Source organism: Streptomyces sp. NPDC002463 (genome assembly GCF_042889835.1).
Classification (GTDB): Bacteria; Actinomycetota; Actinomycetes; order Streptomycetales; family Streptomycetaceae; genus Streptomyces; species Streptomyces nymphaeiformis.
On sequence record NZ_JBIARL010000002.1, the window covers coordinates 423,990 to 447,212 of the forward strand.

The window sequence follows — 23,223 nt, forward strand, 5'->3', positions numbered from 1 at the left end:
GACTGATCAGGGGGACTGGTCGTCCCGCTCGCAGACGAAGATCGCCGTCCCCGGGATCAGGTTCCCCCGCAGCGGGGACCAGCCGCCCCACTCCTGGCCGTTCCAGGCCGGCCACTCCGGCTCGATCAGGTCCACGAGCCGGAAGCCGCCGGCCACCACGTCCCGCACCCGGTCCCCGATGGTCCGGTGGTGCTCCACGTACACCGCCCGCCCCTGCTCGTCCTGCTCGACGTACGGCGTGCGGTCGAAGTAGGAGGCGGCGACCGAGAGGCCCTCGGGACCCGGCTCGTCCGGGAACGCCCAGCGGATCGGGTGCGTCACCGAGAACACCCAGCGGCCGCCCGGCCGCAGCACCCGGCGCACCTCGAGGAAGACCCGCACCGGGTCGGCGACGAACGGCACCGCCCCGTACGCCGAGCACGCCAGGTCGAAGGAGCCGTCCCGGAAGGGCAGGGCCCCCGCGTCCGCCTCCACCAGCGGCACCTCCCCGCCGATCCGGAGCGCGTGCTGGAGCTGCCGGTGCGAGAGGTCGAGGGCCACCGGCCGCGCCCCCTGGGCCGCCAGCCACCGCGAGCACTGTGCCGCGCCCGCGCCGATCTCCAGGACGTCGAGGCCCTTCAGCGAGGCGGCCGGTCCGAGGAGCCCGGCCTCCGCCTCGTCGAGGCCCTCGGGACCCCACACGAACCGGTCGTCGCCCAGGAAGGAGCCGTGCTCGCTCTGGTACTCGTCGGCGTTCCGGTCCCACCAGCCGCGGCTCGCCCGGCTGCTCTCCGCGTCCCCCGCGTCACGCCGGGTCGCCTCGGCCCCGTCGTCGTCCCCGTCGACCGCGTCTTCGTGTCCGTACTCTTGGTTCATCTCGCCCGCCGATGTAGTTTGCGCTCAGTGCCGGCGTGCGGCGGACCCCCGCCGTGGTGGCGCAAGAGGCATGACTGGTGCCGGAATTGCTCAGACCTGCCCCGGGTGCGCGCTTCGCGCATTGACCCTGTCCGGCCGCCCCCGTATGCTAAAGGTTGCGCTGCGGGCCTGCGCGCCTCAGACGGAGCAGGCCGCGCTCGTACCTGTTGTATGTCCCCTCGGTTCTCGAGGTTCCCTCCCGTTCGCGGAAGGGCGCTTCATTGGCTGTCCGGCTTCTTGGTGCGATACGGGCTCTCGGCGTAGCAGTACCTACGACTTTCTGTCCGTAACCGGAGCCCTTTCCCACATGACGAGCAGCACCGAGACCACCGCCACCAGCACCACCCCGCAGGTTGCGGTCAACGACATCGGTAACGAGGAAGCCTTCCTCGCCGCGATCGACGAGACGATCAAGTACTTCAACGACGGCGACATCGTCGACGGCGTCATCGTGAAGGTCGACCGGGACGAGGTCCTGCTCGACATCGGTTACAAGACCGAAGGTGTCATCCCGAGCCGCGAGCTCTCGATCAAGCACGACGTCGACCCGAACGAGGTCGTCAAGGTCGGCGACGAGATCGAGGCCCTGGTCCTCCAGAAGGAGGACAAGGAAGGCCGCCTGATCCTCTCGAAGAAGCGTGCCCAGTACGAGCGCGCCTGGGGCACCATCGAGAAGATCAAGGAAGAGGACGGCATCGTCACCGGTACCGTCATCGAGGTCGTCAAGGGTGGTCTCATCCTCGACATCGGCCTCCGCGGCTTCCTCCCGGCCTCCCTGGTCGAGATGCGTCGCGTCCGCGACCTCCAGCCCTACGTGGGCAAGGAGCTCGAGGCGAAGATCATCGAGCTGGACAAGAACCGCAACAACGTGGTCCTGTCCCGCCGCGCCTGGCTCGAGCAGACCCAGTCCGAGGTTCGCCAGACCTTCCTCACGACCCTCCAGAAGGGTCAGGTCCGCTCCGGCGTCGTGTCCTCGATCGTCAACTTCGGTGCCTTCGTGGACCTGGGTGGCGTCGACGGCCTCGTGCACGTCTCCGAGCTGTCCTGGAAGCACATCGACCACCCGTCCGAGGTTGTCGAGGTCGGCCAGGAGGTCACCGTCGAGGTTCTCGACGTCGACATGGACCGCGAGCGTGTCTCCCTGTCGCTGAAGGCGACGCAGGAGGACCCGTGGCAGCAGTTCGCCCGGACCCACCAGATCGGCCAGGTCGTCCCGGGTAAGGTCACCAAGCTGGTTCCGTTCGGTGCGTTCGTCCGCGTGGACGAGGGCATCGAGGGCCTGGTCCACATCTCCGAGCTGGCCGAGCGCCACGTGGAGATCCCGGAGCAGGTCGTCCAGGTCAACGACGAGATCTTCGTCAAGGTCATCGACATCGACCTCGAGCGTCGTCGCATCAGCCTCTCGCTGAAGCAGGCCAACGAGTCCTTCGGTGCCGACCCGGCCTCGGTCGAGTTCGACCCGACCCTGTACGGCATGGCCGCGTCCTACGACGACCAGGGCAACTACATCTACCCCGAGGGCTTCGACCCCGAGACCAACGACTGGCTCGAGGGCTACGAGGCTCAGCGCGAGGCCTGGGAGACCCAGTACGCCGAGGCGCAGGCTCGCTTCGAGCAGCACCAGGCTCAGGTCATCAAGTCCCGCGAGGCCGACGAGGCCGCCGCTGCCGAGGGCGCTGCCGCCCCGGCCGCCGGCAACGCCGGTGCGGGCATCTCGGGCGGTTCGTACTCCTCGGAGTCGGACGACAACTCCGGCGCCCTGGCGTCGGACGAGGCCCTCGCCGCCCTGCGCGAGAAGCTGGCCGGCGGCCAGAGCTGAACAGGCTCTCCGCTGAGCGCTAGCCGCTAGCGAATCGAGGCCCGCTCCCCTTCGGGGGAGCGGGCCTCGGTCGTTTCCGCGTTCGTTCCCCGGAAGATCGCGCGACCCGGGAATGGCCGTGCCGCGCCCGGCGTTTCCAGAGAGAACACGAGGAGGAGCGGTAATCGTGCTTGATCCCCAGGATTTGTACGAATGGGACGCGAAGGGCGTGGCCGTCGTCGACCTCGCCCTGGCGCAGGAGTCGGCCGGGCTGGTCATGCTGTACCACTTCGACGGCTACATCGACGCGGGCGAGACCGGTGAGCAGATCATCGACGGGCTGCTCGACACCCTCCCGCACCAGCTGGTGGCCCGCTTCGACCACGACCGGCTCGTGGACTACCGCGCCCGCCGCCCCCTGCTGACCTTCCGGCGCGACCGCTGGACCGCGTACGAGACGCCGTCCATCGAGGTCCGCCTCGTGCAGGACGCCACCGGGGCGCCCTTCCTCGTCCTCTCCGGCCCGGAGCCGGACGTGGAGTGGGAGCGCTTCGCCGTCGCCGTCCGGCAGATCGTCGAGCGCCTCGGGGTGCGCCTGGCCGTCAACTTCCACGGCATCCCCATGGGCGTGCCGCACACCCGCCCGGTCGGCCTCACCCCGCACGGCAGCCGCACCGACCTCATGCCGGGCCACCGCAGCCCCTTCGACGAGGCCCAGGTCCCCGGCAGCGCCGAGTCCCTCGTCGAGTACCGGCTCACCGAGGCCGGCCACGACACCCTCGGCGTCGCCGCCCATGTCCCGCACTACGTGGCCCGGTCCCCGTACCCGGACGCGGCCCTGACCGCCCTGGAGGCCGTCACCGCGGCCACCGGCCTCGTCCTCCCGGGCGTCGCCCACTCCCTGCGGACCGAGGCCCGCCGCACCCAGACCGAGATCGACCGCCAGATCGGCGAGGGCGACGAGGAGCTGGTCGCACTCGTGCAGGGCCTTGAGCACCAGTACGACGCGGCGGCCGGCGCCGAGACGCGCGGCAGCCTGGTCGCCGAGCCGGTCGACCTGCCGTCGGCCGACGAGCTGGGCCGTGAGTTCGAGCGCTTCCTCGCGGAGCGGGAGGGCGACTCCTAGCCCCGCCGGGCCAGGCCCTAAGCTGCCGCTCATGCTGAAGGTGGGCCTGACCGGCGGGATCGGCGCCGGCAAGAGCGAAGTGTCGCGGCTGCTCGTCTCGTACGGAGCCGTGCTGATCGACGCGGACCGGATCGCGCGCGAGGTCGTCGAGCCCGGGACCCCGGGCCTCGCGGCCGTCGTCGCGGCCTTCGGGGACGGCGTCCTCACCGAGGAGGGGACGCTCGACCGGCCCAAGCTCGGCTCCATCGTGTTCGCCGACGCCGACCGCCTGGCCACCCTCAACGCCATCGTGCATCCGCTGGTCGGGGCCCGGTCGGCGGAGCTGGAGAGCCGCGCGGGCGCCGGCGACGTCGTCGTCCACGACGTACCCCTGCTCACCGAGAACGGGCTCGCGCCGCTGTACGACCTCGTCGTGGTCGTGGACGCGGCCCCGGAGACCCAGCTCGACCGGCTCGTACGGCTCCGCGGCATGGCCGCGCCCGAGGCCGAGGCCCGGATGGCGGCCCAGGCCACGCGCGCGCAGCGGCTGGCCGTCGCCGACCTCGTGATCGACAACGACGGGCCGCTCGAAGCGCTCGAACCCCAGGTGCGGAAGGTCTGGGAGGACCTGGAGCGCCGCGCGAAGGCCGCCGCCGGGGAATAAGCGGCGGAATGCGGTCCCCTCGATCCGGTGTTCAACCACCGGATCGAGGGGAAGGATGCCATCGTGGCCGACAGCAACCCGGAAACGCACGTCATCGACTTCCGCGCCGCCGAGCACCTGCTGGCCGCGCGGGACCCTCGCGGGGCCGTGAAGCTGCTGGACTCGGTGATCGCCGCCCACCCCGAGAACACGGCCGCGCGCCTGCTGCGCGCCCGCGCGTTCTTCGCGGCGGCCCAGCTCCGTCCGGCGCAGCTGGAGTTCGAGCTGGTCCTGGAGCGCGAGCCGGACAACGCCTTCGCGCACTTCGCGCTGGCCCGCACCTTCGAGCGCGCCGGGAAGACCGCCCAGGCCACGCGCCACTTCCGCCTCGCCGCGGCGCTCGACCCGAAGCCGGAGTACCTCCAGGCGGCGGGCTTCGACACCCGGAACTGAGCGGGCGGGGCGTCAATGCCGCGGGCCGCCGTGATCGGGTTCGTACGGCGGGACGTTCCGGCCCGGCTGCCAGTGCGGGCCCTGGTGGAGGTGGTGCACCACCACCGCGAGGTCGACCGTGACCACCAGGAGCAGCACCCCGCAGGCAGCCGCCCAGCCGGGGCGCTCCAGCAGGGCGAACACGGTCGTGCCGAAGGCCGCCCAGAGCAGCCCCCACATGCTCAGCCAGAACCGCAGGCGCAGAGCGCTCCGCGCGTTCACCGGCTCGTTCCCGGTACGCATGACGGTCGCATCTCCCCTCGGACTCCCGAGGTCACTTCCAGCATGTACCCGGGGTGGGGGAAACGGAACGGCTGCCAGGAGGTACGGGCGGCTCAGTGGACGATGCTGTAGCTGCGCCAGGGCAGGGTGTCCGGGGCGATCCAGTTCGCGGAGTTGGTTGCCACGTAGGTGGAGTTCCCGCCCTTACAGTCGCGGGTCCGGTACATCATGATGTCGTTCAGGGAGTTGTTGTGGACCTTGGTCACGCCCGACGGGGCCAGGCGATGGCAGCCCTGCACCAAGGGGCTCGTCACGGTCACCACGAACTCGCGCTGCGTCTCGGACCTGATCGTACCCACGGCGGTGCGGCCGAGGCCCGAGCAGCCGGCGACGGCGACGGTGAGCAGCACGGCCCCGGTGGCGGTCGTGAGACGCCGGCGAACGGACATGGCGGATCCTCTTCTGTCGTGTCGTTTCAGGCCACCATGCCGCCCCCTGCGGCCGTCGGCATCCTGTGCTGGGCCGTCCGGGGGAACCGCCCGGAGCCCGTTGTCAGACCCCACCCGTAAGGTCGGAGGTCCGGTCGGGAGACGACGGACAGCGGAAGGAGAGCGGAGCCGTGGCACACACCTGGACGACCAACGCCGCCGTCTTCCTGCCGGCCGCCCTTCCCCGCGAAGGCCGGGTCGCCTTCTGGGCCCCCGACGGCGGCGCGCTCCCGGACCCTGAGGCGAGCGGAGCCCTGGAGACGAGCGGTGTCCTGGAGACGAGCGGTGCCGAGCGGATCGAGCTGACCGTGGCCCGGCGGCACGGCAGCGGCGCCCGGGGCCGCTCCGTGCCCGCCGTGACCCTGCCCGTCGAGGCCGCCCTGCCGCACCTCGTCGCGGCCCGTCACCACCCGGCCGCGCACCCCGCCACCGCCGGCTGGGGCGCCGCCGCCCTCCACGCCCTGCACCTGGCCGCGCGCGGGCGGATGCTGCCGGGGCTGACCGCCGACGACCTGGACGCCTGGCGCGCCGGACCCCTGGACGCCGAGGACATCGCCCATCTGCGGGCCGTCGCCGCCGCCCTGCCGTACGAGGGGTACGCGGTGCCGGTGCCGGGGCGCGGTCCGCTGCGGCTGCCCGAGCCCGAGGCCCTCGTGCGGGCCTTCCTCGACGCCGTCGCCGACGTCCTGCCCCGCACCCCGGCCGCCGCCCACGCGGTCGGGGCGCCGTTCGCGGCGCGCGCCCCGCAGCACCTGCCCCGGGCGCGTGCCTGGGCCGCCGAGGCGGCGGCCGGGATGGACGCCGGGGTGCGGGTCTCGCTCCGCCTCGACCTCTCGCCGTACGAACTCTTCGACAGCACGGACACCCCGGACGCCATGAGCAGTGCGGGGGAGGGCGGGGAGCGGCACGCCGCCGCCGCGCTCCTCCAGATCCACAGCCTCGCCGACCCCACCCTCGTCATCGACGCCGCGGACCTGTGGGCGGGGGACGGCGAGCACTTCGGGCCCCGCGCCCGGATCGACGCCGTGCTCGCCCTGCGCCGGGCCGCCCGCGTCTGGCCCCCGCTCTCCCGGCTCCTGGAGCGGGACGTGCCCGACGTCCTCGCCGTCACCGAGGACGAGCTGTACGAACTGCTCGGCCCGGCCGCGGCCCGGCTCGCCGACGCCGGCGTCGCCCTCCACTGGCCGCGCGAACTCGCCCGCTCGCTCAGCGCCTCCGCCGTCGTCCGCCCCGCCCACGCCGCGCCCGGCTCCGCCACCGACGGCACCTCCTTCTTCGACAGCGAGGAGCTCCTGCGGTTCAACTGGCAGCTGGCCCTCGACGGCGATCCGCTCACCGAGCGCGAGATGGACCTCCTGGCCGAGGCCCACCGGCCGATCGTGCGCCTCCGCGACCAGTGGGTCGTCGTCGACCCCGCGCTCGTCCGCAAGGCCCGCAAGCGCGAACTCGGCCTGCTCGAACCGGTCGACGCCCTCGCCGCCGCGCTCACCGGCACCGCCGAGGTGGACGGCGAGTCCGTCCCCGCCGTCCCCGTCGGGGCCCTCGCCGCGCTCCGCGACCGGCTCCTTGCCGGCCCCGAGGACGTGCAGGCCCCGCCCGGCCTCACCGCCACCCTGCGCGACTACCAGCTCCGCGGCCTCGCCTGGCTGGACCTGATGACCTCCCTCGGCCTCGGCGGCTGCCTCGCCGACGACATGGGACTCGGCAAGACCGTCACCCTCATCGCCCTCCACCTGCGCCGCGCCCGCCGTGCCCCCACCCTCGTCGTCTGTCCGGCCTCCCTCCTCGGCAACTGGCAGCGGGAAGTACGGAGGTTCGCCCCCGATGTGCCCGTCCGGCGCTTCCACGGCACGGACCGGGACCTCGACGGCACCGAGGGCGGCTTCGTCCTCACCACCTACGGCACCCTGCGCACCAGCGCCGCCCGGCTGGCCGAGCGGGAGTGGGGGATGGTCGTCGCCGACGAGGCGCAGCACGTCAAGAACCCGTTCTCCGCGACCGCTAAGGCGCTCCGCGAGATCCCCGCGCCCGCCAGGGTCGCCCTCACCGGCACCCCCGTGGAGAACAACCTCTCCGAGCTCTGGGCGCTCCTCGACTGGACCACCCCCGGGCTCCTCGGCCCGCTCAAGGCCTTCCGCTCCCGGCACGCGCGGGCCGTGGAGAACCACGAGGAGATCGAGCACGAGGAGGCCGTCGAGCGGCTCGCCCGGCTCGTGCGGCCCTTCCTTCTGCGCCGCCGCAAGTCCGACCCCGGCATCGTCCCCGAGCTCCCGCCGAAGACGGAGTCCGACCATCCCGTCGCCCTCACCCGGGAGCAGGCCTCGCTCTACGAGGCGGTCGTCCGCGAGACCATGACGCGGATCGAGGGAGCCGAGGGCATGGCCCGCCGCGGCCTCGTCATGAGCCTGCTCACCTCCCTCAAGCAGATCTGCAACCACCCCGCGCAGTACCTCAAGGAGCAGGCCCCGCGCGGCAGCGGCACCGCCCGGCTCGCCGGCCGCTCCGGGAAGCTCGCCCTGCTCGACGAGCTCCTCGACACGATCCTCGCGGAGGACGGGTCGGTGCTCGTCTTCACCCAGTACGTGTCGATGGCGCGGCTCCTCGCCGACCACCTGGCCGCGCGCGGCATCCCCGCCCAACTCCTGCACGGCGGCACCCCGGTGGCCGAGCGGGAGCGGATGGTCGACCGCTTCCAGGCCGGAGAGGTCCCCGTCTTCCTGCTCTCCCTGAAGGCCGCCGGCACAGGCCTCAACCTCACCCGGGCCGGCCATGTCGTGCACTACGACCGCTGGTGGAACCCGGCCGTCGAGGAGCAGGCCACCGACCGGGCCTACCGCATCGGGCAGACCCAGCCGGTGCAGGTCCACCGGCTCGTCGCCGAGGGCACCGTCGAGGACCGCATCGCCGAGATGCTCCGCGCCAAACGGGCCCTGGCCGACGCCGTCCTCGGCTCCGGCGAGGCCGCCCTCACCGAACTCACCGACCGGGAGCTCGCCGACCTGGTGTCCCTCAGGAGGCCCTCGTGAACCACGCCAGGGGCGCGCGGGGCGCTCGGGGCGCCGCCCCCCGCCACGACGACCGCCGCCGCACCTTCCCGCAGCTCGCTCCGCGCTCGGCCCCCGACGGCCGGTTCGCCGCCACCTGGTGGGGGAACGCCTGGGTCACGGCCCTGGAGAACACCGCCCTCGACCCGGCCCGGCTCGCGCGCGGCAAGGCGTACGCGGGGCGCGGCCACGTCGACGCGATCACGGTCACCCCCGGCCGGGTCGTCGCCTACGTCCACGGCACCCGGCCCCGCCCGTACCGCACCGAGATCAGGATGCGGACCCTCGGCGACGACGGCTGGGAGCGGTTCCTCGACGAGGCCGCCGCCCGCCCCGAGCACATCGCCGCCCTCCTCGACAAGGACGTGCCGCACGCCCTGGAGGCGGTCACCGGACTGCTGCCCGCACCGGGCGACCTCGTCCCCGACTGCTCCTGCCCGGACGACGGTTACCCCTGCAAGCACGCCGCCGCCCTCTGCTACCAGGCCGCCCGCCTTCTCGACGAGGACCCGTTCGTCCTCTTCCTGATGCGCGGCCGCGGCGAGCAGGAGCTCCTCGCCGAGCTGACCCGGCGCAACGCCGCCCAGGCCGCCGCCGAGACGGGTGCGGCCGCCCCGCCGATGCCCACGGTCCCCGCGCGCACCGCGCTCGACGCGGCCACCGGGCCCGGGCTCCCGCCGCTGCCGCCCGAGCTGCCCGTCCCGGACCGGCCCGGCCGCCCGGCGGTCTTCCCGCCGGACCCCGACGCCCCTGATCCGCTCGCCCTCGACCTCCTCGCCACCGAAGCGGCCGCCCGCGCCCACGTCTTCCTCGCCACGGGCCACGACCCGGTCGCCGCCCTCACCCCCTGGCAGGACGCGGTCCGGCTGGCCGCCGCGCACCCCGGCTCCGGACTCACCGCCTCGTCGCGCGCGCTCTACCGCGACCTGGCGTACGCCCTGGACCGCACCTCCACGGACCTCGCCCGCGCCGTCGCCGCCTGGCGCCAGGGCGGCGCCGCGGGCCTCTCCGTCCTCGAGGAGCCCTGGGACCCGCCGGCCGGTCCGTTCGACCGGGCCAGACCCGCGCTGCTCGCCGCCGACTTCCCCGCCTTCCGGCCCTGGCGCAACCGGCTCTCGGGGGAGTCCCTCCAGCTCCGGCTCGGCCGGGACGGCCTCTGGTACGGGTACGAGTCGGACGCCGGCCGCGAGGACTGGTGGCCGCGCGGCGCCCCGGACCCGGACCCGGTGGGCGCCCTCACCGATCTCCTGGGCCGCTGAAGGGCGTTGGAGAGCGAGGAAGTGCGAGGAACGGAGTCGAGAGGCGCCGGCGGGCGTCGACCGGGGTTGACCCGGCACTCGAACGGATTCCCACTCGATGGGGTGAAACCCGTCAACGGCCGGATCCGGCACGCACGTTTGTCGCGTTGATTCCGGTACGGGCACTTGCCCGTGTACACCTCCGGAAGGCAGGAAGCCATGAGGCAGATTCGCCGAAGTGGTCTGGCCACACTGTTGGTCACGGGCGGCGCGCTCGCCCTCTCGGCGGGCGCCGCGCACGCCGACGCCGGCGCCCAGGGCGCCGCGGTCGGTTCGCCGGGAGTCGGTTCCGGCAACACGATTCAGCTGCCGGTGCACGTGCCGGTCAACGCCTGCGGCAACACGGTCAGCGTCGTCGGGCTGCTCAACCCGGCCTTCGGCAACAGCTGCGCCAACCGCTCCGCCGAGCGCGAGACCGGGGGCTACGGGGACGAGAGCGGCGGCGTCCGCTCCCACAAGGACCAGCCCGCCACCCCGCGCGGCGGCGAGCAGGCCGGCGGCTCCCAGAGCGGCTCCCACGGCGGCTCCTCGCACGGCGGCTCCTCCAACGGCGGCGGGGCCACCGCCGAGACCCACGCCGGAGGATCCCCCGGCGTGCTCTCCGGGAACGGCCTCCAGCTGCCCGTCGACCTCCCCGCGAACGTCAGCGGGAACTCGGTCAACGTGGTGGGCATCCTCAACCCGGTCTTCGGCAACACCTCGGTGAACGGCCCGGCCAAGCCCCAGCAGCCGATCGAGACGCCGACGCCGCGCCCGCAGACCCCCGTGCGGAACGTGCCGGTGCCGCAGGCCGAGACCGTGACCCCCGCCGCCCCGGCCCCCGCGCCGCAGGGCGAGGCGGGCACGGCCTCGCTGGCCAGCACGGGTTCGGCCGCCATGGGCTACACCGGTGCCGCGAGCGCCGCACTGCTCCTCGGCGGCGCCGTGCTGTACCGCCGTGGACGCCGCACCGGCGACCAGGCCTGAGGACCGGGCCCCGGCGGCCGGTCGACGTGGGCCGACGCCCGAGCCGTCAGCCGCGTTCCCGGCCGCCGGAGGCCCCGACGTCCTGGCGCCAGGTCCGGAGCACCGCCTCGATGGCGGGCGCGATCCTCGTCCGGGCCTGGTGCCGGGGGATCCCCTGCATCAGCAGGGAGTCGTACGGCGTGTCGACATGCCGTACGGAGGCTCGTACCGCGGCGGTGACCGCGCCGCGGTCGAGCGAGCGGCCCGCGGCCGTGCGCCCCACCCGTCCGCTGCCCTTCGCCGAGGCGTGGACGGCGATCTCCGTGGCCCGGTCCACCGGGCAGGACGGGAAGAGCCGCAGGATCTCCGCCAGGAGGACCGTGGTGATCTCGGCGTCGAGGGCCGCCCGCCGCACCGCGTCCCGGGCCCGTCGCGCGGCCCGCGCGTCGGCGTCCGCCAGGCAGGCCCGTTCCGCCTCGGCGAGGGCGGCCTCCTCGACGAGCAGGCCCTGACGCTCGTACCGCGTACGGCGCCGGTTGTGCCGTACGACCACGGCCCAGAGCGTGCTGGACTCCCGGGCGCGGCGGGTGAGCGCCGTGTCGCCCCGGCGGAGGAAGACCAGATGTCCGAGGTCGGCGCAGTCCAGACAGACCGGCGCGTTGAACTCGACGATCATCCGTTCCAGCGGCCCCCGGTGGCATTCCGAGCAGCGGCGGCGCCGGAGCGGCTCGACGACGACGGGCGCGACGAGGTCCACGGCGGGTCCCCGCTCAGCGGACGCCGGGCGCGGCGGCGGCGATGAACACGGCGAGCGCCTCCTTGGCCTGCTCGGAGCGGAGGGCGCGGTCCGCCTCGTCGACGGCCTCGTGCATGCAGTGGGACTCCACGAAGGCCGTCTCGGCGAGGCGCCGGATCTCCGGGTCGTCGCAGACCAACTGGACGCGGAAGAGGGCCTGTCGGGCGGCGGTGCGCTGCCGGTAGGAGGCGTGGCGGGACTCCTCCGCCTCCTCCGAGCCCGGATGCGAACGGGCCCGGAACCAGCGGTCGTTCTGGCTGTGCCGGTAGTCGACGACCGCGCCCGCGAAGGCGCTGTACGTCTCGATCCGCTCCTGACGGAGCTGTTCGCCGCGGGCGAGCGCGGCCGTGCGCTCGGTGGCCCGCGCCTGGAACCAGTGCGTGAAGACCACGCCCAGCAGCGTTCCCGCCACGGCTATCAGCGCCGCATCCATGACCGGCCGCCCTCCCGTTTCCCTCAGCCGTCAGAGGCCTTCAGACCCGTAGATCATGACAGCACAGGGGGCCGGACGTCACTGCCGGTAGCCGCTCAGGAAGCGGCCGATGCGGCTGACGGCGGCGTCGAGGTCGTCGGCGTACGGCAGGGTCAGGATGCGGAAGTGGTCCGGCCGCGGCCAGTTGAAGCCGGTGCCCTGGACGACCTGGATCTTCTCCCGGAGCAGCAGGTCGAGGACGAACTTCTCGTCGTCGTGGATCCTGTGCACGGCGGGGTCGAGGCGCGGGAAGGCGTAGAGCGCGCCCTTCGGCTTCACGCAGGAGACGCCGGGGATCTCGTTGAGCTTCTCCCAGGCCCGGTCGCGCTGCTCGCGCAGCCTGCCGCCCGGGGCGCACAGCTCATGGATCGACTGCCGGCCGCCGAGCGCGGCCTGGATGGCGTACTGGGCGGGAGCGTTGGGGCAGAGCCGCATGGAGGCCAGCATCGTGAGGCCCTCCAGGTAGTTCTTCGCGTGCTGCTTGGGGCCGGTGACGACCAGCCAGCCGGAGCGGAAGCCCGCGACCCGGTAGGTCTTGGAGAGGCCGCCGAAGGTGAGGACGACCACGTCGGGGGCGAGGGAGGCGGCCGGGTAGTGGACGGCCTCGTCGTAGACGATCTGGTCGTAGATCTCGTCGGCGAAGACCATGAGGTTGTGGCGGCGGGCGAGGTCGAGGATGCCCTCGACGATCTCCTTCGGATAGACCGCGCCGGTGGGGTTGTTGGGGTTGATGACGACGACGGCCCGGGTCCGGTCGGTGATCTTCGACGCCATGTCGTCGAGGTCCGGGTACCAGTCGGCCGACTCGTCGCACAGGTAGTGCACGGGCTTTCCGCCGGCGAGCGTCACGACCGCGGTCCACAACGGGTAGTCGGGGGCCGGGATCAGGACCTCGTCGCCGTCTTCCAGGAGGGCCTGGGTGGCCATCGAGATGAGTTCGGAGACGCCGTTGCCGAGGTAGATGTCGTCGACGTCGACGTCCGGCAGGCCCATCGACTGGTAGCGCTGGGCGACGGCGCGGCGGGCGGAGAGGATGCCGCGGGAGTCGGTGTAGCCGTGGGCCTTGGGGAGCATCCGGATCATGTCCTGGACGATCTCCTCGGGCGCCTCGAAGCCGAAGAGCGCGGGGTTGCCGGTGTTGAGGCGCAGGACGCTGTGGCCCGCCTCCTCCAGGGCGTTGGCCTGCTCGATGACCGGGCCGCGGATCTCGTAGCAGACCTCGCTCAGCTTGCTCGACTGCCGGAACTCCATGTGCCGACCTCCCCAGAAGTGTTGATGCTTGGTTTTACCAAGTTCGAGCTTGGAAAGTCCAACAACATGTCTAGACTGCGTCGCATGCCACGTCAGCCACGCCGCCGCAGCTACGACCAGCACTGCGCCGCCGCGCGCGCCCTCGACCTCGTCGGCGACCGCTGGACCCTGCTCGTCGTCCGCGAACTCCTCGCCGGGCCGCGCCGCTACACCGACCTCCACGCCGACCTGCCCGGCGTCAGCACCGACATGCTCGCCGGCCGCCTCAAGGACATGGAGGGCGCCGAGCTCGTCACCCGGCGCCGACTGCCCCCGCCCGCCTCGGCGTACGTGTACGAACTCACCCCGCGCGGAAGGGACCTGCTGCCCGTCCTGCGCACCCTCGCCGCCTGGGGCGCGCCCGAGCTCGGGGAGCCGCGGCCCACCGACGCCGTCCGCGCCCACTGGTACGCGATCCCGCTGCTCGGGGTGCTCGCGGAGCTCGGCGCGGGGGTCGTCCAGGTGACCCTCGACGAAGGTGAGTTCCACGTACGGATCGGGGCCGACGGGAGCGTGTCCCACGGCGACGGCGGGGTGGACGCCCCCGACGCCCGCCTGCGGACCGATGCGTCGACCTGCCGGGCCCTCGCCACGGGGGAACTGACGCTGGACGAGGCGGTGGCGTCGGGCCGCGCCGCGCTGGAACGGGCCGCAGCGGTGGTCGCGCGGGCCTGAGGTCAGGTCACGACTGCGCTGCCAGCGCCCTCGCCAGGCGGTCGCGGGCAGCGGTCTGGGCCGCGATGCGCGCGTCGATCAGGGCGAGGCGCTCGCGGGCGATCTCCAGGGCGCGGGCGGACGGCGGGACCGCCGAGACGTCGCCGTCGAGGCAGGTGCGGAACGCCGACACGTCGTCGAGCGTGAGCCCCGCGTCGAGGAGGTACCGGATGTTGGACACCCGCGCGACGGCGATCTCCTCGTACACCCGGTACCCGTTGGCCGCGCGGACCGACGCGATCAGCCCCGCCTGCTCGTAGTGCCGCAGCGCGCGGGCCGACACCCCGGTCCGCCGGGCCAGTTCACCGATGCGCAAGGACGCCACCTCCCCGCGCAGTCGTATCACGACACCAGCGCGCCCCCGTCGACGGGCAGGACGGTGCCGGTCAGGAAGGCGGCGTCCGGAGCGGCGAGCGCGGTGATCGCCCAGGCGACCTCCTCGGGCCTGCCGACCCGTCCCAGCGGGGTGTGCGCGAGCTGCCACGCCCGCACCGCCTTCCGCTGCTCGGGGGTGAGGCCCATGTGCTCCGCGATCGGGGTCTCGATCGCCCCGGGCGCGACCGCGACGACCCGGACGCCGGCCGGCGCGAGCTCCACCGCCCAGCAGCGGGTCAGCGTCTCCAGGGCGCTCTTGGTCGCCGGATAGAAGGAGTTGGCCGGCCAGCCGCGCTGGCCGATCGTCGTCGTCACGTTCACCACCACGCCCCGGGACTCCCGGAGCGCGGGCACGGCCGCCTGGGTGAGCAGGACCGGGGCGACGAGGTTCGTCTCCAGGAGCGGGGCGATCACGGAGCGGTCGAGGGTGCCCAGCGGGCCGCCCGCGGAGATCCCGGCGTTGTTGACGAGGACGTCGAGCCGGCCGTGGGCCGTCAGCGAGGCACGGACGATCTGCTCGGCCGCGCCCTCCGCCGTGATGTCCGCGGCGAACGGGTGGATGCCCGGGTGCCCCTCGGCGGTCTCCCGCAGCGGCTCCTCCCGGCGGCCGACGGCGACGACCGTCGCCCCCTGCGCGGCGAAGGAGCGCGCGGTGGCCCGGCCGATGCCGGTGCCCGCGCCGGTGACGACGACGACCCTGGTGGGTGTGGTGGTGTCCATGGCGCCGATGCTCGAACCCTGACGCCAGTGACAAGGTCAAGCCCGGCTCACCGCTCGGGGCTGAGGAACTCCAGCCGGTTGCCGTGGCAGTCGGCGACGTAGAAGCGACGGTGGCCCGGGAAGTCGTCGTCCCACGTCACCTCGACCCCCTGGCCGGTCAGCCGCCCGGCCAGGCCGTCCAGGTCGGCGACCAGGATGCCCGGGTGCCCCTTGCGGGCCGGCCGGAAGTCCTCCTCGACGCCCAGATGGATCTCCAGCGCGTCCGAGCGGACCCACAGGCCGCCGCGCGCCGCGAGGACCGGAGGCTTCCGGATCTCGGTCATGCCGAGCACGTCCACGTAGAATCGGCGACACACCTCCTCCTCGCCCGGCGGCAGGGACAGCTGCACGTGGTGCAGCCCGAGGCCGAAGGGCGTCGTCGTCGCCGTGGTCTCGTAGGGCAGGGGTTCCTGACGCCGGCTCATGGGGAAGCGAGTCCTCTCCTCCGCGGGGTGCCGTGCGGTCGCGCGGCCAGGTCACCGTAATGCCGGGGGTGTCGGCCGGTACACGTCAGGGGCGGCGACGGGCAGGATGAGCGGGATGCGATACGAGGCGATCACCTGGGACCGACTGGCGGATGAACTCGCCGGCCACCTCGACGCGTCCCCCGCCGCCGCGGGGGACGACTGGCTCAAGGTGGGCATCGACGGGCCGCCCGCCGCGCCCGGCGGCGAACTCGCCGGACTCCTCGCCGAGGCGCTGCGCACGCGCGGGCGGGCGGTCCAGGTCGTGGGGACCGGCGGCTTCCTGCGGCCGGCGTCCCTCCGGTACGAGTACGGGAAGCAGGACCCCGACGCGTACTACAGCGGGTGGACCGACACCGGGGCCCTGTGGCGGGAGGTCTTCGGGCCGCTGGACCCCGGAGGCACCGGGCGGGTGCTGCCCGACCTGTGGGACCCGGTCAGGGACCGCGCGACCCGCAGCCCGTACGTCACGCTGCCACCGCGCGGCGTGCTCGTGCTGCACGGCCCCTTCCTGCTCGGCCACTGGTTCCCCTTCGACCTCACCGTGCACCTGCGCCTCTCGCCCGGCGCGCTCGCCCGGCGCACGGAGGAGCCCTGGACCCTGCCCGCCTTCGCCCGGTACGAGACGGAGGTCGGCCCCACGGACTCGGCGGACGCCGTCGTACGCGCCGACGACCCGCGGCACCCGGCCTGGACGGGCTTCCGGGCGTAGCCCGGGGTCGCAGGGCCGCCCGGCCCTACGGCGCCGTCCGAGCCCCGGCCGCCGCTCCTGGACCGTCGGGCCCTGCGACCCCGCCCGGCCCTACGGCCCCCATCCGAGTCCCGGCCGCCGGCCGCGGGCGGTCCGGCCTGAGACCCCGCCCGGCTTCAGGGGCGTCCCGCTCTACGGCCCGTCCGGATTCACGGCCCCGTTCGATCCGCCGGTCTCCCTCCCACCACCGTGACCGCTTCCGCGCCCGCGCGGCAGCCCGCCTCCGCGGCACGCACCGGGTCCGCGCCGGCCAGTCGCGCCGCCAGGAACGCCCCCGTGAACGCGTCGCCCGCGCCCGTCGAGTCCACCGGCCGCACCGGGGGCGCCGAAACCCGTGCCGTGACCGTCCCGCCCTCGGCGACCAGTGCGCCCCCGGCCCCGAGGGTGACCACGACCAGCGGGAAGCGTCGGCTCAACTCCTCGGCGGCCGCATCTGGTTCGCCGCACAGGGTGAGCGAGCAGGCCTCGTCGGCGTTGGGCAGCAGCGTCTCGGCGCCCTCCGCCGCCGCGAGGAACCGGTCCGCCCCCAGCTCCGCCAGGAAGCCCGCCGAAGCCGGGTCCACGCTCACCGGGACCCCCGCGTCCCGCGCGTCCCGCAGCGCCCGGCAGGCCGTCCCGCGGCTCGGCGCGGCGAAGAACAGATATCCCGAGAGGTGCAGCCGGGCCACGCCGTCGAGCAGTCCCGCGGACCAGTCGGCGGGGGAGAGGCGCAGCGCGGCGCCGCTGTCCGTCAGGAAGGTGCGCTCCGCCGAGCCGTCCACGAGCGCGATCACCGTGGCCGTCGCCGCGTCCGGGTCCTGGACGAGCAGCGGTCGCACGCCCGCCCCGCGCAGCGCCCGCTCGTGCCAGCCGGCCGCGTCCGTCCCCACCCGGCCGAGCAGCCGCACCTCACCCGCGCCCGAACGCGCGGCCCAGCAGGCCGCGTTGGCCCCGGCGCCGCCCGGCAGGGTCCGGATCTCCGCCGCCGTGTCCGTGGCGGGGGAGAGCGGGGTCCGGTGCCGGGCGACGACGTCCGTGACCACGTCCCCGACGACGAGCAGCGCGCCCCCGGCCCGGCTCACCGGCCGTCTGCGCCGGCCGCCGGAGCACGGTGCGACCCGGGGCCGCGCGAACCCGGCTCCAGGGCCGCCGCACCGCCGGACCCTCTCCCCGACGCGTACGCGCCCGCGATGGCCGCCGCGAGCCGCACATTGCCGCGTACCGCCGCGAGGTTGGCCTCCAGGGACGCTCCCTCCGTGTGCACCATCAGGTATTCGAGGAGGAACGGCGTCACCGCCTGCCCGGTGATCCCCTTCTCCTTCGCCGCCGCCAGGCCCCCCGCGAGCACCCGGTCGTGCAGCGCGGGATCCAACTGCTCGGCCTCCGGCACCGGGTTGGCCACGACCAGCGCGGCCCGGGGGCCGGCCAGGCCGTCCTGCGCCCGTATCACCCCCGCCACCTCCTCCGGGGTGCGCAGGGTCCAGTCGACCGGCTCGCCCGAGGAGGAGAGGTAGAAGCCGGGGAAGTGCTCCGTGCCGTACCCGACGACCGTCACCCCCAGGGTCTCCAGGCGCTGGAGCGTCGCGGGCACGTCGAGGATCGACTTGACCCCGGCGCACACCACGGTGATCCCGACCCGGGCGAGCAGCCGCAGGTCGGCGGACTCGTCCTGCGTCTCGCGCCACTCGCGGTGCACGCCGCCGAGCCCGCCCGTCGCGAACACCCGTATGCCGGCCGCGTCCGCCAGCCAGGCCGTCGCCGAGACGGTCGTCGCCCCGGTCGCGCCGGTCGCCAGGGCCGGGGCCAGGTCGCGGTGGCCCAGCTTCCGCACCGACGGGTCCTCGGCGATCCGGGTCAGGGCCGCCTCGTCGAGCCCGACTCTGGCCGTGCCGTCGATCACCGCGATCGTGGCGGGGACGGCGCCCCCGGCCCGTACCGACTCCTCCAGTTCCGCCGCGACGGCGAGGTTGCGCGGGCGGGGCAGGCCGTGGGCGATGAGCGTCGATTCCAGCGCGACGACGGGCCGGCCCTCGTGGAGCGCCTCCCGTACCTCTTCGGACACCTGTGTGGACATGCTCCATTCCTTGGCGCGATCACCGGCCCCGCAAACCTCGTCGGCGAGCTCCTGCCACCCGCCGGGAGGTGCCTGCGGAATCCGTGACGGGGGGCCGCACGGGAGCGGCGGGGACGGCCGCGGCACCCTTGGGGCGCTGGGGCGGAGGCCCTGTGCGGATTCCGTCGCCGTCGCGAGTTCTCGCCATCGTGCCTGGTGGGGGCTGAAACGGAGGCTGTTGTTCCATCCAGTCCCGACCTTGGAGGCCCTTCAGGGCCCCGCTACAGTCACCGCCCATGACCACTCATGACCTCCCCTCCTTCGCCGTGCACATCCCCGACGCGGAGCTCGAAGTCGAGCCCCTCGACCCCTCCCAGATCGTCTCCGGCACGCCCGAGGTGACGGGCAAGGTGCTGTGGGAGTCGGCCGACGGCAAGCAGCTGCGCGGCATCTGGCAGATCACGCCCGGCGTCGTCACCGACACCGAGGCCAACGAGCTCTTCGTGGTGGTCTCCGGGCGTGCGACCGTCGCCGTCGAGGGTGGGGACACTCTGGAGATCGGCCCCGGTGACGCGTGCGTGCTGCGGGAGGGCGACCGGACGACCTGGACCGTGCACGAGACCCTGCGCAAGGCGTACCACATCAGCCTCTGAGGGCCCTCCCGGCCTCTGAACTCCGGTCGGGGGACGGGGAGTCGGGAGTCTGGTAGGAAACCTTCCTGTCCGCTATCCTCCCGGGCAGCGGCTCGGCGCGGCGCCCCACCCGAGGGGCGTGACGCGCTCAGCGAGAGCTCTGACCCGGCCGCCGAGCACCACCCCGCCGTGTGGCGCCCGAATCGCCACCCGGCCGGTCGCCCGTGTCCGTCCCCCACGGCACGGGCGCCCCGGCCCGCACTTCCGCGGCCGGTCCGTGGTGCGCCGCACCGGTGTCCAGCTCTCGCCACCCCTCAGGCCAGGGAGCCCGGGTATGCGCCTGTTCGCCTCCGCCCCACCTCGCCGCACCACCGACCGTCTGCCCCTCGTCCTCGCCGCCGTGCTGCTGCTCGTCGGCGGACTCCTGCTCGCCCTCCCGGACCGGGCCGGAGCCGCCGCCGACACCCTGATCTCCCAGGGCAGGCCGGCCACGTCCTCCTCCGTCGAGGACAGCACCTTCGGCCCGGAAAAGGCCTTCGACGGCAACGCCACCACCCGCTGGGCCAGCGCCGAAGGCTCCGACCCGCAGTGGATCCGCGTCGACCTCGGCCCCTCGGCCACCGTCTCCCGCGTCAAGCTCGTCTGGGAGGCCGCCTACGCCAAGGCCTACCGCGTCGAGATCTCCGCCGACGGCACCACCTGGACCCGGCTCGCCACCGAGACCGCGGGCAACGGCGGCACCGACGACTGGACCGGACTCACCGGCACCGGCCGCCACCTGCGCGTCTACGGGACCGCGCGCGGCACCTCGTACGGCTACTCGCTCTACACCGTGGAGGTCTACGGCACCACCTCCACCACACCCCCGCCCACCGGCGCCTTCACCGTCGTCGCGGCCGGCGACATCGCCGCCCAGTGCACCGCCTCCAGCAGCTCCTGCGCCCACCCGAAGACCGCCGCGCTCGCCCAGCGGATCGCGCCGTCCTTCTACCTGACGATGGGCGACAACCAGTACGACGACGCCCGTCTCTCGGACTTCCGGAACTACTACGACAAGACCTGGGGCGCCTTCAAGGCGCAGACCCGGCCCGTGCCCGGCAACCACGAGTCCTACGACCCCGCCGGCGCGTTCTCCGGCTACAAGTCGTACTTCGGCGCCATCGCCTACCCCCAGGGCAAGCCCTACTACAGCTACGACCAGGGCAACTGGCACTTCGTCGCCCTCGACTCCAACACCTTCGACGACGCCGCGCAGATCCAGTGGCTCAAGGACGACCTCGCGCGGAACACCAAGGGCTGCGTCGCCGCCTACTTCCACCACCCGCTGTACTCCTCCGGCGGCCACGGCAACGACCCCGTCTCCAGGCCCGTCTGGCAGATCCTCTACGCGGCCAAGGCCGACCTCGTCCTCAACGGGCACGACCACCACTACGAGCGCTTCGCCCCACAGGACCCGAACGGGCGGGCCACCGCCGACGGCATCGTCGAGATCGTCGGCGGCATGGGCGGCGCCGAGCCCTACGACATCGAGACCGTCCAGCCCAACAGCCAGAAGCGGATCAGCGGCACGTACGGCGTCCTGAAGCTGGACCTCACCGACACCGCCTACACCTGGCAGTACGTCGGCACCGACGACCAGGTCAAGGACTCCGGCCCGACCTACACCTGCCACTGATGTACCTCGCGACCACCGGTCGCCGCGACGCGCCGCCCCGTCCCGCAGGGACCCGGCGGCGCGTCCCCGGCACCGTCCTCGCCCTCGGCGCCGTCAGCCTCGTCACCGACGTCTCCTCGGAGATGGTGACCGCCGTCCTGCCGCTCTACCTGGTCCTCGGACTCGGCCTCTCCCCGCTCCAGTTCGGCCTCCTCGACGGCCTCACCACCGGAGCCACCGCACTCGCACGGCTCCTCGGCGGCGCCGGCGCCGACCGGGGCGGCCGCCACAAACAGGTCGCCGGACTCGGCTACGCACTCTCCGCCTGCTCCCGGCTCGGCCTCCTCCTCGCCGGCGGGGCTCCCGGCTGGATCGCGGGCGCCCTCGCCGCCGACCGGCTCGGCAAGGGCGTCCGCACCGCCCCGCGCGACGCGCTCATCACCCTGCACAGCCCGCCCGAGGACCTCGGCCGCGCCTTCGGCGTCCACCGCGCCATGGACACCACCGGCGCCCTCCTCGGCCCCCTCGCCGCCTTCGCCCTGCTGTGGGCGACGGCCGACGCGTACGACGCCGTCTTCGCCGTCAGCGCATGTACCGGGGCCTTCGGCGTCCTGCTGTGGCTGCTCTTCGTCCCGGGGCGGAGCGCAGGCCACGGGCGGCTCCGAGACTCCGGGCGGCCGCGCGCCCCGGAGGTGCCGCGGGACCCCGAGGGGCTGCCGGGCGCCCGGCGGGAGGCCCCGGCCGCGGCGGCACGCGCGCGTGGCGGGCTCCTCGCCGTCCCGCGCTCGCCCGCGTACCGCCGGATCGTGCTCGTCGCCGTCCTCCTCGGCGCCGCCACCGTCGGCGACTCCTTCCTCTACCTGCTGCTCCAGCGGCGGCTCGACCTCGACGCCCCCTGGTTCCCGTTCCTGCCGCTCGGCGCCGCCGCCGTCTATCTGCTGCTCGCCGTCCCGGCCGGCCGCCTCGCCGACCGCTTCGGGCGCCGCCGGCCGCTCCTGTACGGGCACGGGGCCCTGCTCCTCGCCTACGGACTGCTCCTGGCCCCCGTGCCGGGCCCGGCGGCCCTCGTCGGCGTCCTCGGGCTGCTCGGGATCTTCTACGCCGCCACCGACGGCGTCCTGATGGCCCTCACCGGACCGTTCCTCGCCGAGGGACGGCAGGCCGGCGGCCTCGCGGTCGTCCAGACCGCGCAGGCCCTCGCCCGGCTCGGCGCCGCCGTCGGCTTCGGCGCCCTCTGGACGGCGAGCGGGCCGGAGACGGCCCTCGTCACGGCGCTCCTGGCCCTCGCGGCGGCCCTGGGCTGCGCCGCCCGTCTGCTGCCGTCCGGGCCGACCCCCGAAGGGACCACGACATGAACACCACCGCCTCCACGCGCGCGCGTGCGGCGATCCTCGTCCTCGCCCTGCTGCTGCTCGGCGGCGGAGCCACCGCCTACACGCTGCGGGCCGCCGAGGGACGGGCCTCGACCACCGGCACCGCCGAACCCGGCTTCACCCTCGACGGCGGCACCGGGGCGCTGTACGTCCGGGACAGCGCGAGCGGGCGCGTCGCGCGCGTGGACCCGGCCGCGCCCGGCGGCCGGGTGGCGGGCGGACCCTCCTGCGACCGCTTCCACGCGGCCGGTTCCACCGCCCTCTGCCTCCAGCGGCGGCCGGGCGTACCGGCCCGCTCGTACGTCCTCGTGCTCGACGGGCGGCTCCGCGAGGTCCGCCGCATCGCCCTGCCCGGCATCCCCAGCCGGGCCAGGGTCTCCGCCTCCGGGCACATGCTGTCCTGGACGATGTTCGCCACCGGCGACTCGTACGCGCGCTCGGCCTTCTCCACCCGCACGTCGATCCTCGACCTGCGCACCGGCTACCTGGTGAAGAGCATCGAGCAGATCCCGCTGACCCTCGACGGCCGCCGCCACCACGCCCCCGACGTCAACTACTGGGGCGTCAGCTTCGCCGCCGACGACAACCGCTTCTACGCCACCGTCTCCACGGGCGGCCGCACGCACCTCGTCGAGGGCGACATGCGGAACTGGTCCGCCCGCACCCTGCGGGAGAACGTCGAATGTCCCTCGCTCTCTCCGGACGGCACCCGGATCGCCTTCAAGAAGCGGGTGTCCGACGGCCCGCGCGAGCCATGGCGGCTGTACGTGTACGACCTCCGCAGCGGACGCGAGCACCCGGTCGCCGAGCGGCGCGGCATCGACGACCAGGCGCTGTGGACGGACCAGAGGACCCTCGCGTACGGATACGGGGGAGCGGTCTGGTCGGTGCCCGCCGACGGCACGGGCGCCCCGCGGCGGCTGGCCGGCGGGGCATCCTCCCCGGCAGTGCCGCGGTGAGGCGGCCACGGCCCGGAGCGGTC

24 protein-coding genes are annotated in these 23,223 nt (G+C 74.1%); 13 read left to right on the forward strand and 11 right to left on the reverse strand.

Annotation, left to right across the window (positions count from 1 at the left end):
• Positions 1-6: 6 nt before the first annotated feature.
• On the reverse strand, positions 7-855 hold the full coding sequence (locus tag ACFYX3_RS07045; protein WP_389009029.1) for a class I SAM-dependent methyltransferase: 849 nt from the start codon (positions 853-855) through the stop codon (positions 7-9).
• 346 nt (positions 856-1,201) lie between these two features.
• On the opposite strand from ACFYX3_RS07045, the gene rpsA reads away from it, so the two are divergent.
• The 4 genes from rpsA to ACFYX3_RS07065 all read left to right on the forward strand — a co-directional run bounded on the left by rpsA (position 1,202) and on the right by ACFYX3_RS07065 (position 4,893).
• On the forward strand, positions 1,202-2,713 hold the full coding sequence (gene rpsA, locus ACFYX3_RS07050; protein ID WP_359509079.1) for a 30S ribosomal protein S1: 1,512 nt from the start codon (positions 1,202-1,204) through the stop codon (positions 2,711-2,713).
• A gap of 166 nt (positions 2,714-2,879) precedes the next feature.
• On the forward strand, positions 2,880-3,818 hold the full coding sequence (locus tag ACFYX3_RS07055) for a PAC2 family protein (RefSeq protein ID WP_116161567.1): 939 nt from the start codon (positions 2,880-2,882) through the stop codon (positions 3,816-3,818).
• Between the two features lie 31 nt (positions 3,819-3,849).
• Positions 3,850-4,461, forward strand: coding sequence for a dephospho-CoA kinase (gene coaE / locus ACFYX3_RS07060; RefSeq protein ID WP_389009034.1), 612 nt, complete (start codon positions 3,850-3,852; stop codon positions 4,459-4,461).
• A gap of 63 nt (positions 4,462-4,524) precedes the next feature.
• Positions 4,525-4,893 (forward strand): tetratricopeptide repeat protein, encoded by a 369-nt coding sequence (locus tag ACFYX3_RS07065; protein ID WP_116165601.1) that lies wholly within the window; start codon positions 4,525-4,527, stop codon positions 4,891-4,893.
• A 12-nt stretch (positions 4,894-4,905) separates the two neighbouring features.
• Here the strand turns inward: ACFYX3_RS07065 and ACFYX3_RS07070 are convergent, their stop codons facing one another.
• Both ACFYX3_RS07070 and ACFYX3_RS07075 read right to left on the reverse strand, forming a co-directional pair.
• Positions 4,906-5,175 (reverse strand): DUF6343 family protein, encoded by a 270-nt coding sequence (locus tag ACFYX3_RS07070; protein WP_389009038.1) that lies wholly within the window; start codon positions 5,173-5,175, stop codon positions 4,906-4,908.
• Between the two features lie 92 nt (positions 5,176-5,267).
• Positions 5,268-5,603 carry a hypothetical protein gene (locus ACFYX3_RS07075; protein ID WP_389009041.1) on the reverse strand — a complete coding sequence of 112 codons (336 nt, stop codon included), beginning with the start codon at positions 5,601-5,603 and terminating at the stop codon, positions 5,268-5,270.
• Positions 5,604-5,773: 170 nt separating this feature from the next.
• On the opposite strand from ACFYX3_RS07075, the gene ACFYX3_RS07080 reads away from it, so the two are divergent.
• The 3 genes from ACFYX3_RS07080 to ACFYX3_RS07090 all read left to right on the forward strand — a co-directional run bounded on the left by ACFYX3_RS07080 (position 5,774) and on the right by ACFYX3_RS07090 (position 10,950).
• Positions 5,774-8,668, forward strand: a complete 2,895-nt coding sequence (locus tag ACFYX3_RS07080) for a DEAD/DEAH box helicase (protein ID WP_389009044.1) — start codon at positions 5,774-5,776, stop codon at positions 8,666-8,668.
• Positions 8,665-9,945, forward strand: coding sequence for an SWIM zinc finger family protein (locus ACFYX3_RS07085; protein ID WP_389009047.1), 1,281 nt, complete (start codon positions 8,665-8,667; stop codon positions 9,943-9,945). Before ACFYX3_RS07080 ends, ACFYX3_RS07085 begins: the two co-directional genes overlap by 4 nt.
• Before the next feature lie 198 nt (positions 9,946-10,143).
• Positions 10,144-10,950: a chaplin gene (locus ACFYX3_RS07090; protein WP_389009050.1), complete on the forward strand. Its 807-nt coding sequence runs from the start codon at positions 10,144-10,146 to the stop codon at positions 10,948-10,950.
• A 46-nt stretch (positions 10,951-10,996) separates the two neighbouring features.
• Here the strand turns inward: ACFYX3_RS07090 and ACFYX3_RS07095 are convergent, their stop codons facing one another.
• The 3 genes from ACFYX3_RS07095 to ACFYX3_RS07105 all read right to left on the reverse strand — a co-directional run bounded on the left by ACFYX3_RS07095 (position 10,997) and on the right by ACFYX3_RS07105 (position 13,448).
• The gene (locus ACFYX3_RS07095; protein ID WP_389009053.1) at positions 10,997-11,686 is read right to left on the reverse strand and encodes a DUF2293 domain-containing protein; all 690 of its coding nucleotides are present in this window, start codon (positions 11,684-11,686) and stop codon (positions 10,997-10,999) included.
• Between the two features lie 13 nt (positions 11,687-11,699).
• Positions 11,700-12,158 (reverse strand): hypothetical protein, encoded by a 459-nt coding sequence (locus ACFYX3_RS07100; protein ID WP_376584901.1) that lies wholly within the window; start codon positions 12,156-12,158, stop codon positions 11,700-11,702.
• Positions 12,159-12,236: 78 nt separating this feature from the next.
• Complete coding sequence (locus ACFYX3_RS07105; protein ID WP_389009057.1) at positions 12,237-13,448, reverse strand: pyridoxal phosphate-dependent aminotransferase; 1,212 nt, start codon at positions 13,446-13,448, stop codon at positions 12,237-12,239.
• 84 nt (positions 13,449-13,532) lie between these two features.
• Here ACFYX3_RS07105 and ACFYX3_RS07110 point away from each other — a divergent pair, with 84 nt between their 5' ends.
• Positions 13,533-14,162 carry a winged helix-turn-helix transcriptional regulator gene (locus tag ACFYX3_RS07110; protein WP_389009060.1) on the forward strand — a complete coding sequence of 210 codons (630 nt, stop codon included), beginning with the start codon at positions 13,533-13,535 and terminating at the stop codon, positions 14,160-14,162.
• Positions 14,163-14,169: 7 nt separating this feature from the next.
• Here the strand turns inward: ACFYX3_RS07110 and ACFYX3_RS07115 are convergent, their stop codons facing one another.
• From ACFYX3_RS07115 to ACFYX3_RS07125, 3 genes are read right to left on the reverse strand one after another with little or no spacing between them, the layout of a single operon-like run.
• Positions 14,170-14,517 carry a MerR family transcriptional regulator gene (locus ACFYX3_RS07115; protein WP_389009063.1) on the reverse strand — a complete coding sequence of 116 codons (348 nt, stop codon included), beginning with the start codon at positions 14,515-14,517 and terminating at the stop codon, positions 14,170-14,172.
• A 26-nt stretch (positions 14,518-14,543) separates the two neighbouring features.
• Positions 14,544-15,296, reverse strand: a complete 753-nt coding sequence (locus ACFYX3_RS07120; protein WP_389009066.1) for an SDR family NAD(P)-dependent oxidoreductase — start codon at positions 15,294-15,296, stop codon at positions 14,544-14,546.
• Positions 15,297-15,343: 47 nt separating this feature from the next.
• Positions 15,344-15,760, reverse strand: a complete 417-nt coding sequence (locus ACFYX3_RS07125) for a VOC family protein (RefSeq protein WP_389009069.1) — start codon at positions 15,758-15,760, stop codon at positions 15,344-15,346.
• 115 nt (positions 15,761-15,875) lie between these two features.
• On the opposite strand from ACFYX3_RS07125, the gene ACFYX3_RS07130 reads away from it, so the two are divergent.
• On the forward strand, positions 15,876-16,511 hold the full coding sequence (locus ACFYX3_RS07130; protein ID WP_389009072.1) for a uridine kinase: 636 nt from the start codon (positions 15,876-15,878) through the stop codon (positions 16,509-16,511).
• A 188-nt stretch (positions 16,512-16,699) separates the two neighbouring features.
• Here ACFYX3_RS07130 and ACFYX3_RS07135 read toward each other — a convergent pair whose 3' ends face one another.
• Together ACFYX3_RS07135 and ACFYX3_RS07140 are read right to left on the reverse strand one after the other, a co-directional pair.
• Positions 16,700-17,611: a carbohydrate kinase family protein gene (locus ACFYX3_RS07135; RefSeq protein ID WP_389009075.1), complete on the reverse strand. Its 912-nt coding sequence runs from the start codon at positions 17,609-17,611 to the stop codon at positions 16,700-16,702.
• Positions 17,608-18,603, reverse strand: a complete 996-nt coding sequence (locus ACFYX3_RS07140) for a pseudouridine-5'-phosphate glycosidase (protein WP_389009078.1) — start codon at positions 18,601-18,603, stop codon at positions 17,608-17,610. Before ACFYX3_RS07140 ends, ACFYX3_RS07135 begins: the two co-directional genes overlap by 4 nt.
• Before the next feature lie 275 nt (positions 18,604-18,878).
• Here ACFYX3_RS07140 and ACFYX3_RS07145 point away from each other — a divergent pair, with 275 nt between their 5' ends.
• The 4 genes from ACFYX3_RS07145 (at position 18,879) to ACFYX3_RS07160 (ending at position 23,200) form a co-directional block, all read left to right on the forward strand.
• Positions 18,879-19,235: a cupin domain-containing protein gene (locus ACFYX3_RS07145; RefSeq protein WP_116161583.1), complete on the forward strand. Its 357-nt coding sequence runs from the start codon at positions 18,879-18,881 to the stop codon at positions 19,233-19,235.
• A 313-nt stretch (positions 19,236-19,548) separates the two neighbouring features.
• Positions 19,549-20,889, forward strand: a complete 1,341-nt coding sequence (locus tag ACFYX3_RS07150; protein WP_389009081.1) for a discoidin domain-containing protein — start codon at positions 19,549-19,551, stop codon at positions 20,887-20,889.
• Entirely contained in the window at positions 20,889-22,223 is a 1,335-nt protein-coding gene (locus ACFYX3_RS07155) for an MFS transporter (protein WP_389009084.1), read from the forward strand. Before ACFYX3_RS07150 ends, ACFYX3_RS07155 begins: the two co-directional genes overlap by 1 nt.
• Positions 22,220-23,200, forward strand: a complete 981-nt coding sequence (locus tag ACFYX3_RS07160) for a TolB family protein (RefSeq protein WP_389009087.1) — start codon at positions 22,220-22,222, stop codon at positions 23,198-23,200. Before ACFYX3_RS07155 ends, ACFYX3_RS07160 begins: the two co-directional genes overlap by 4 nt.
• Positions 23,201-23,223 lie beyond the last annotated feature (23 nt).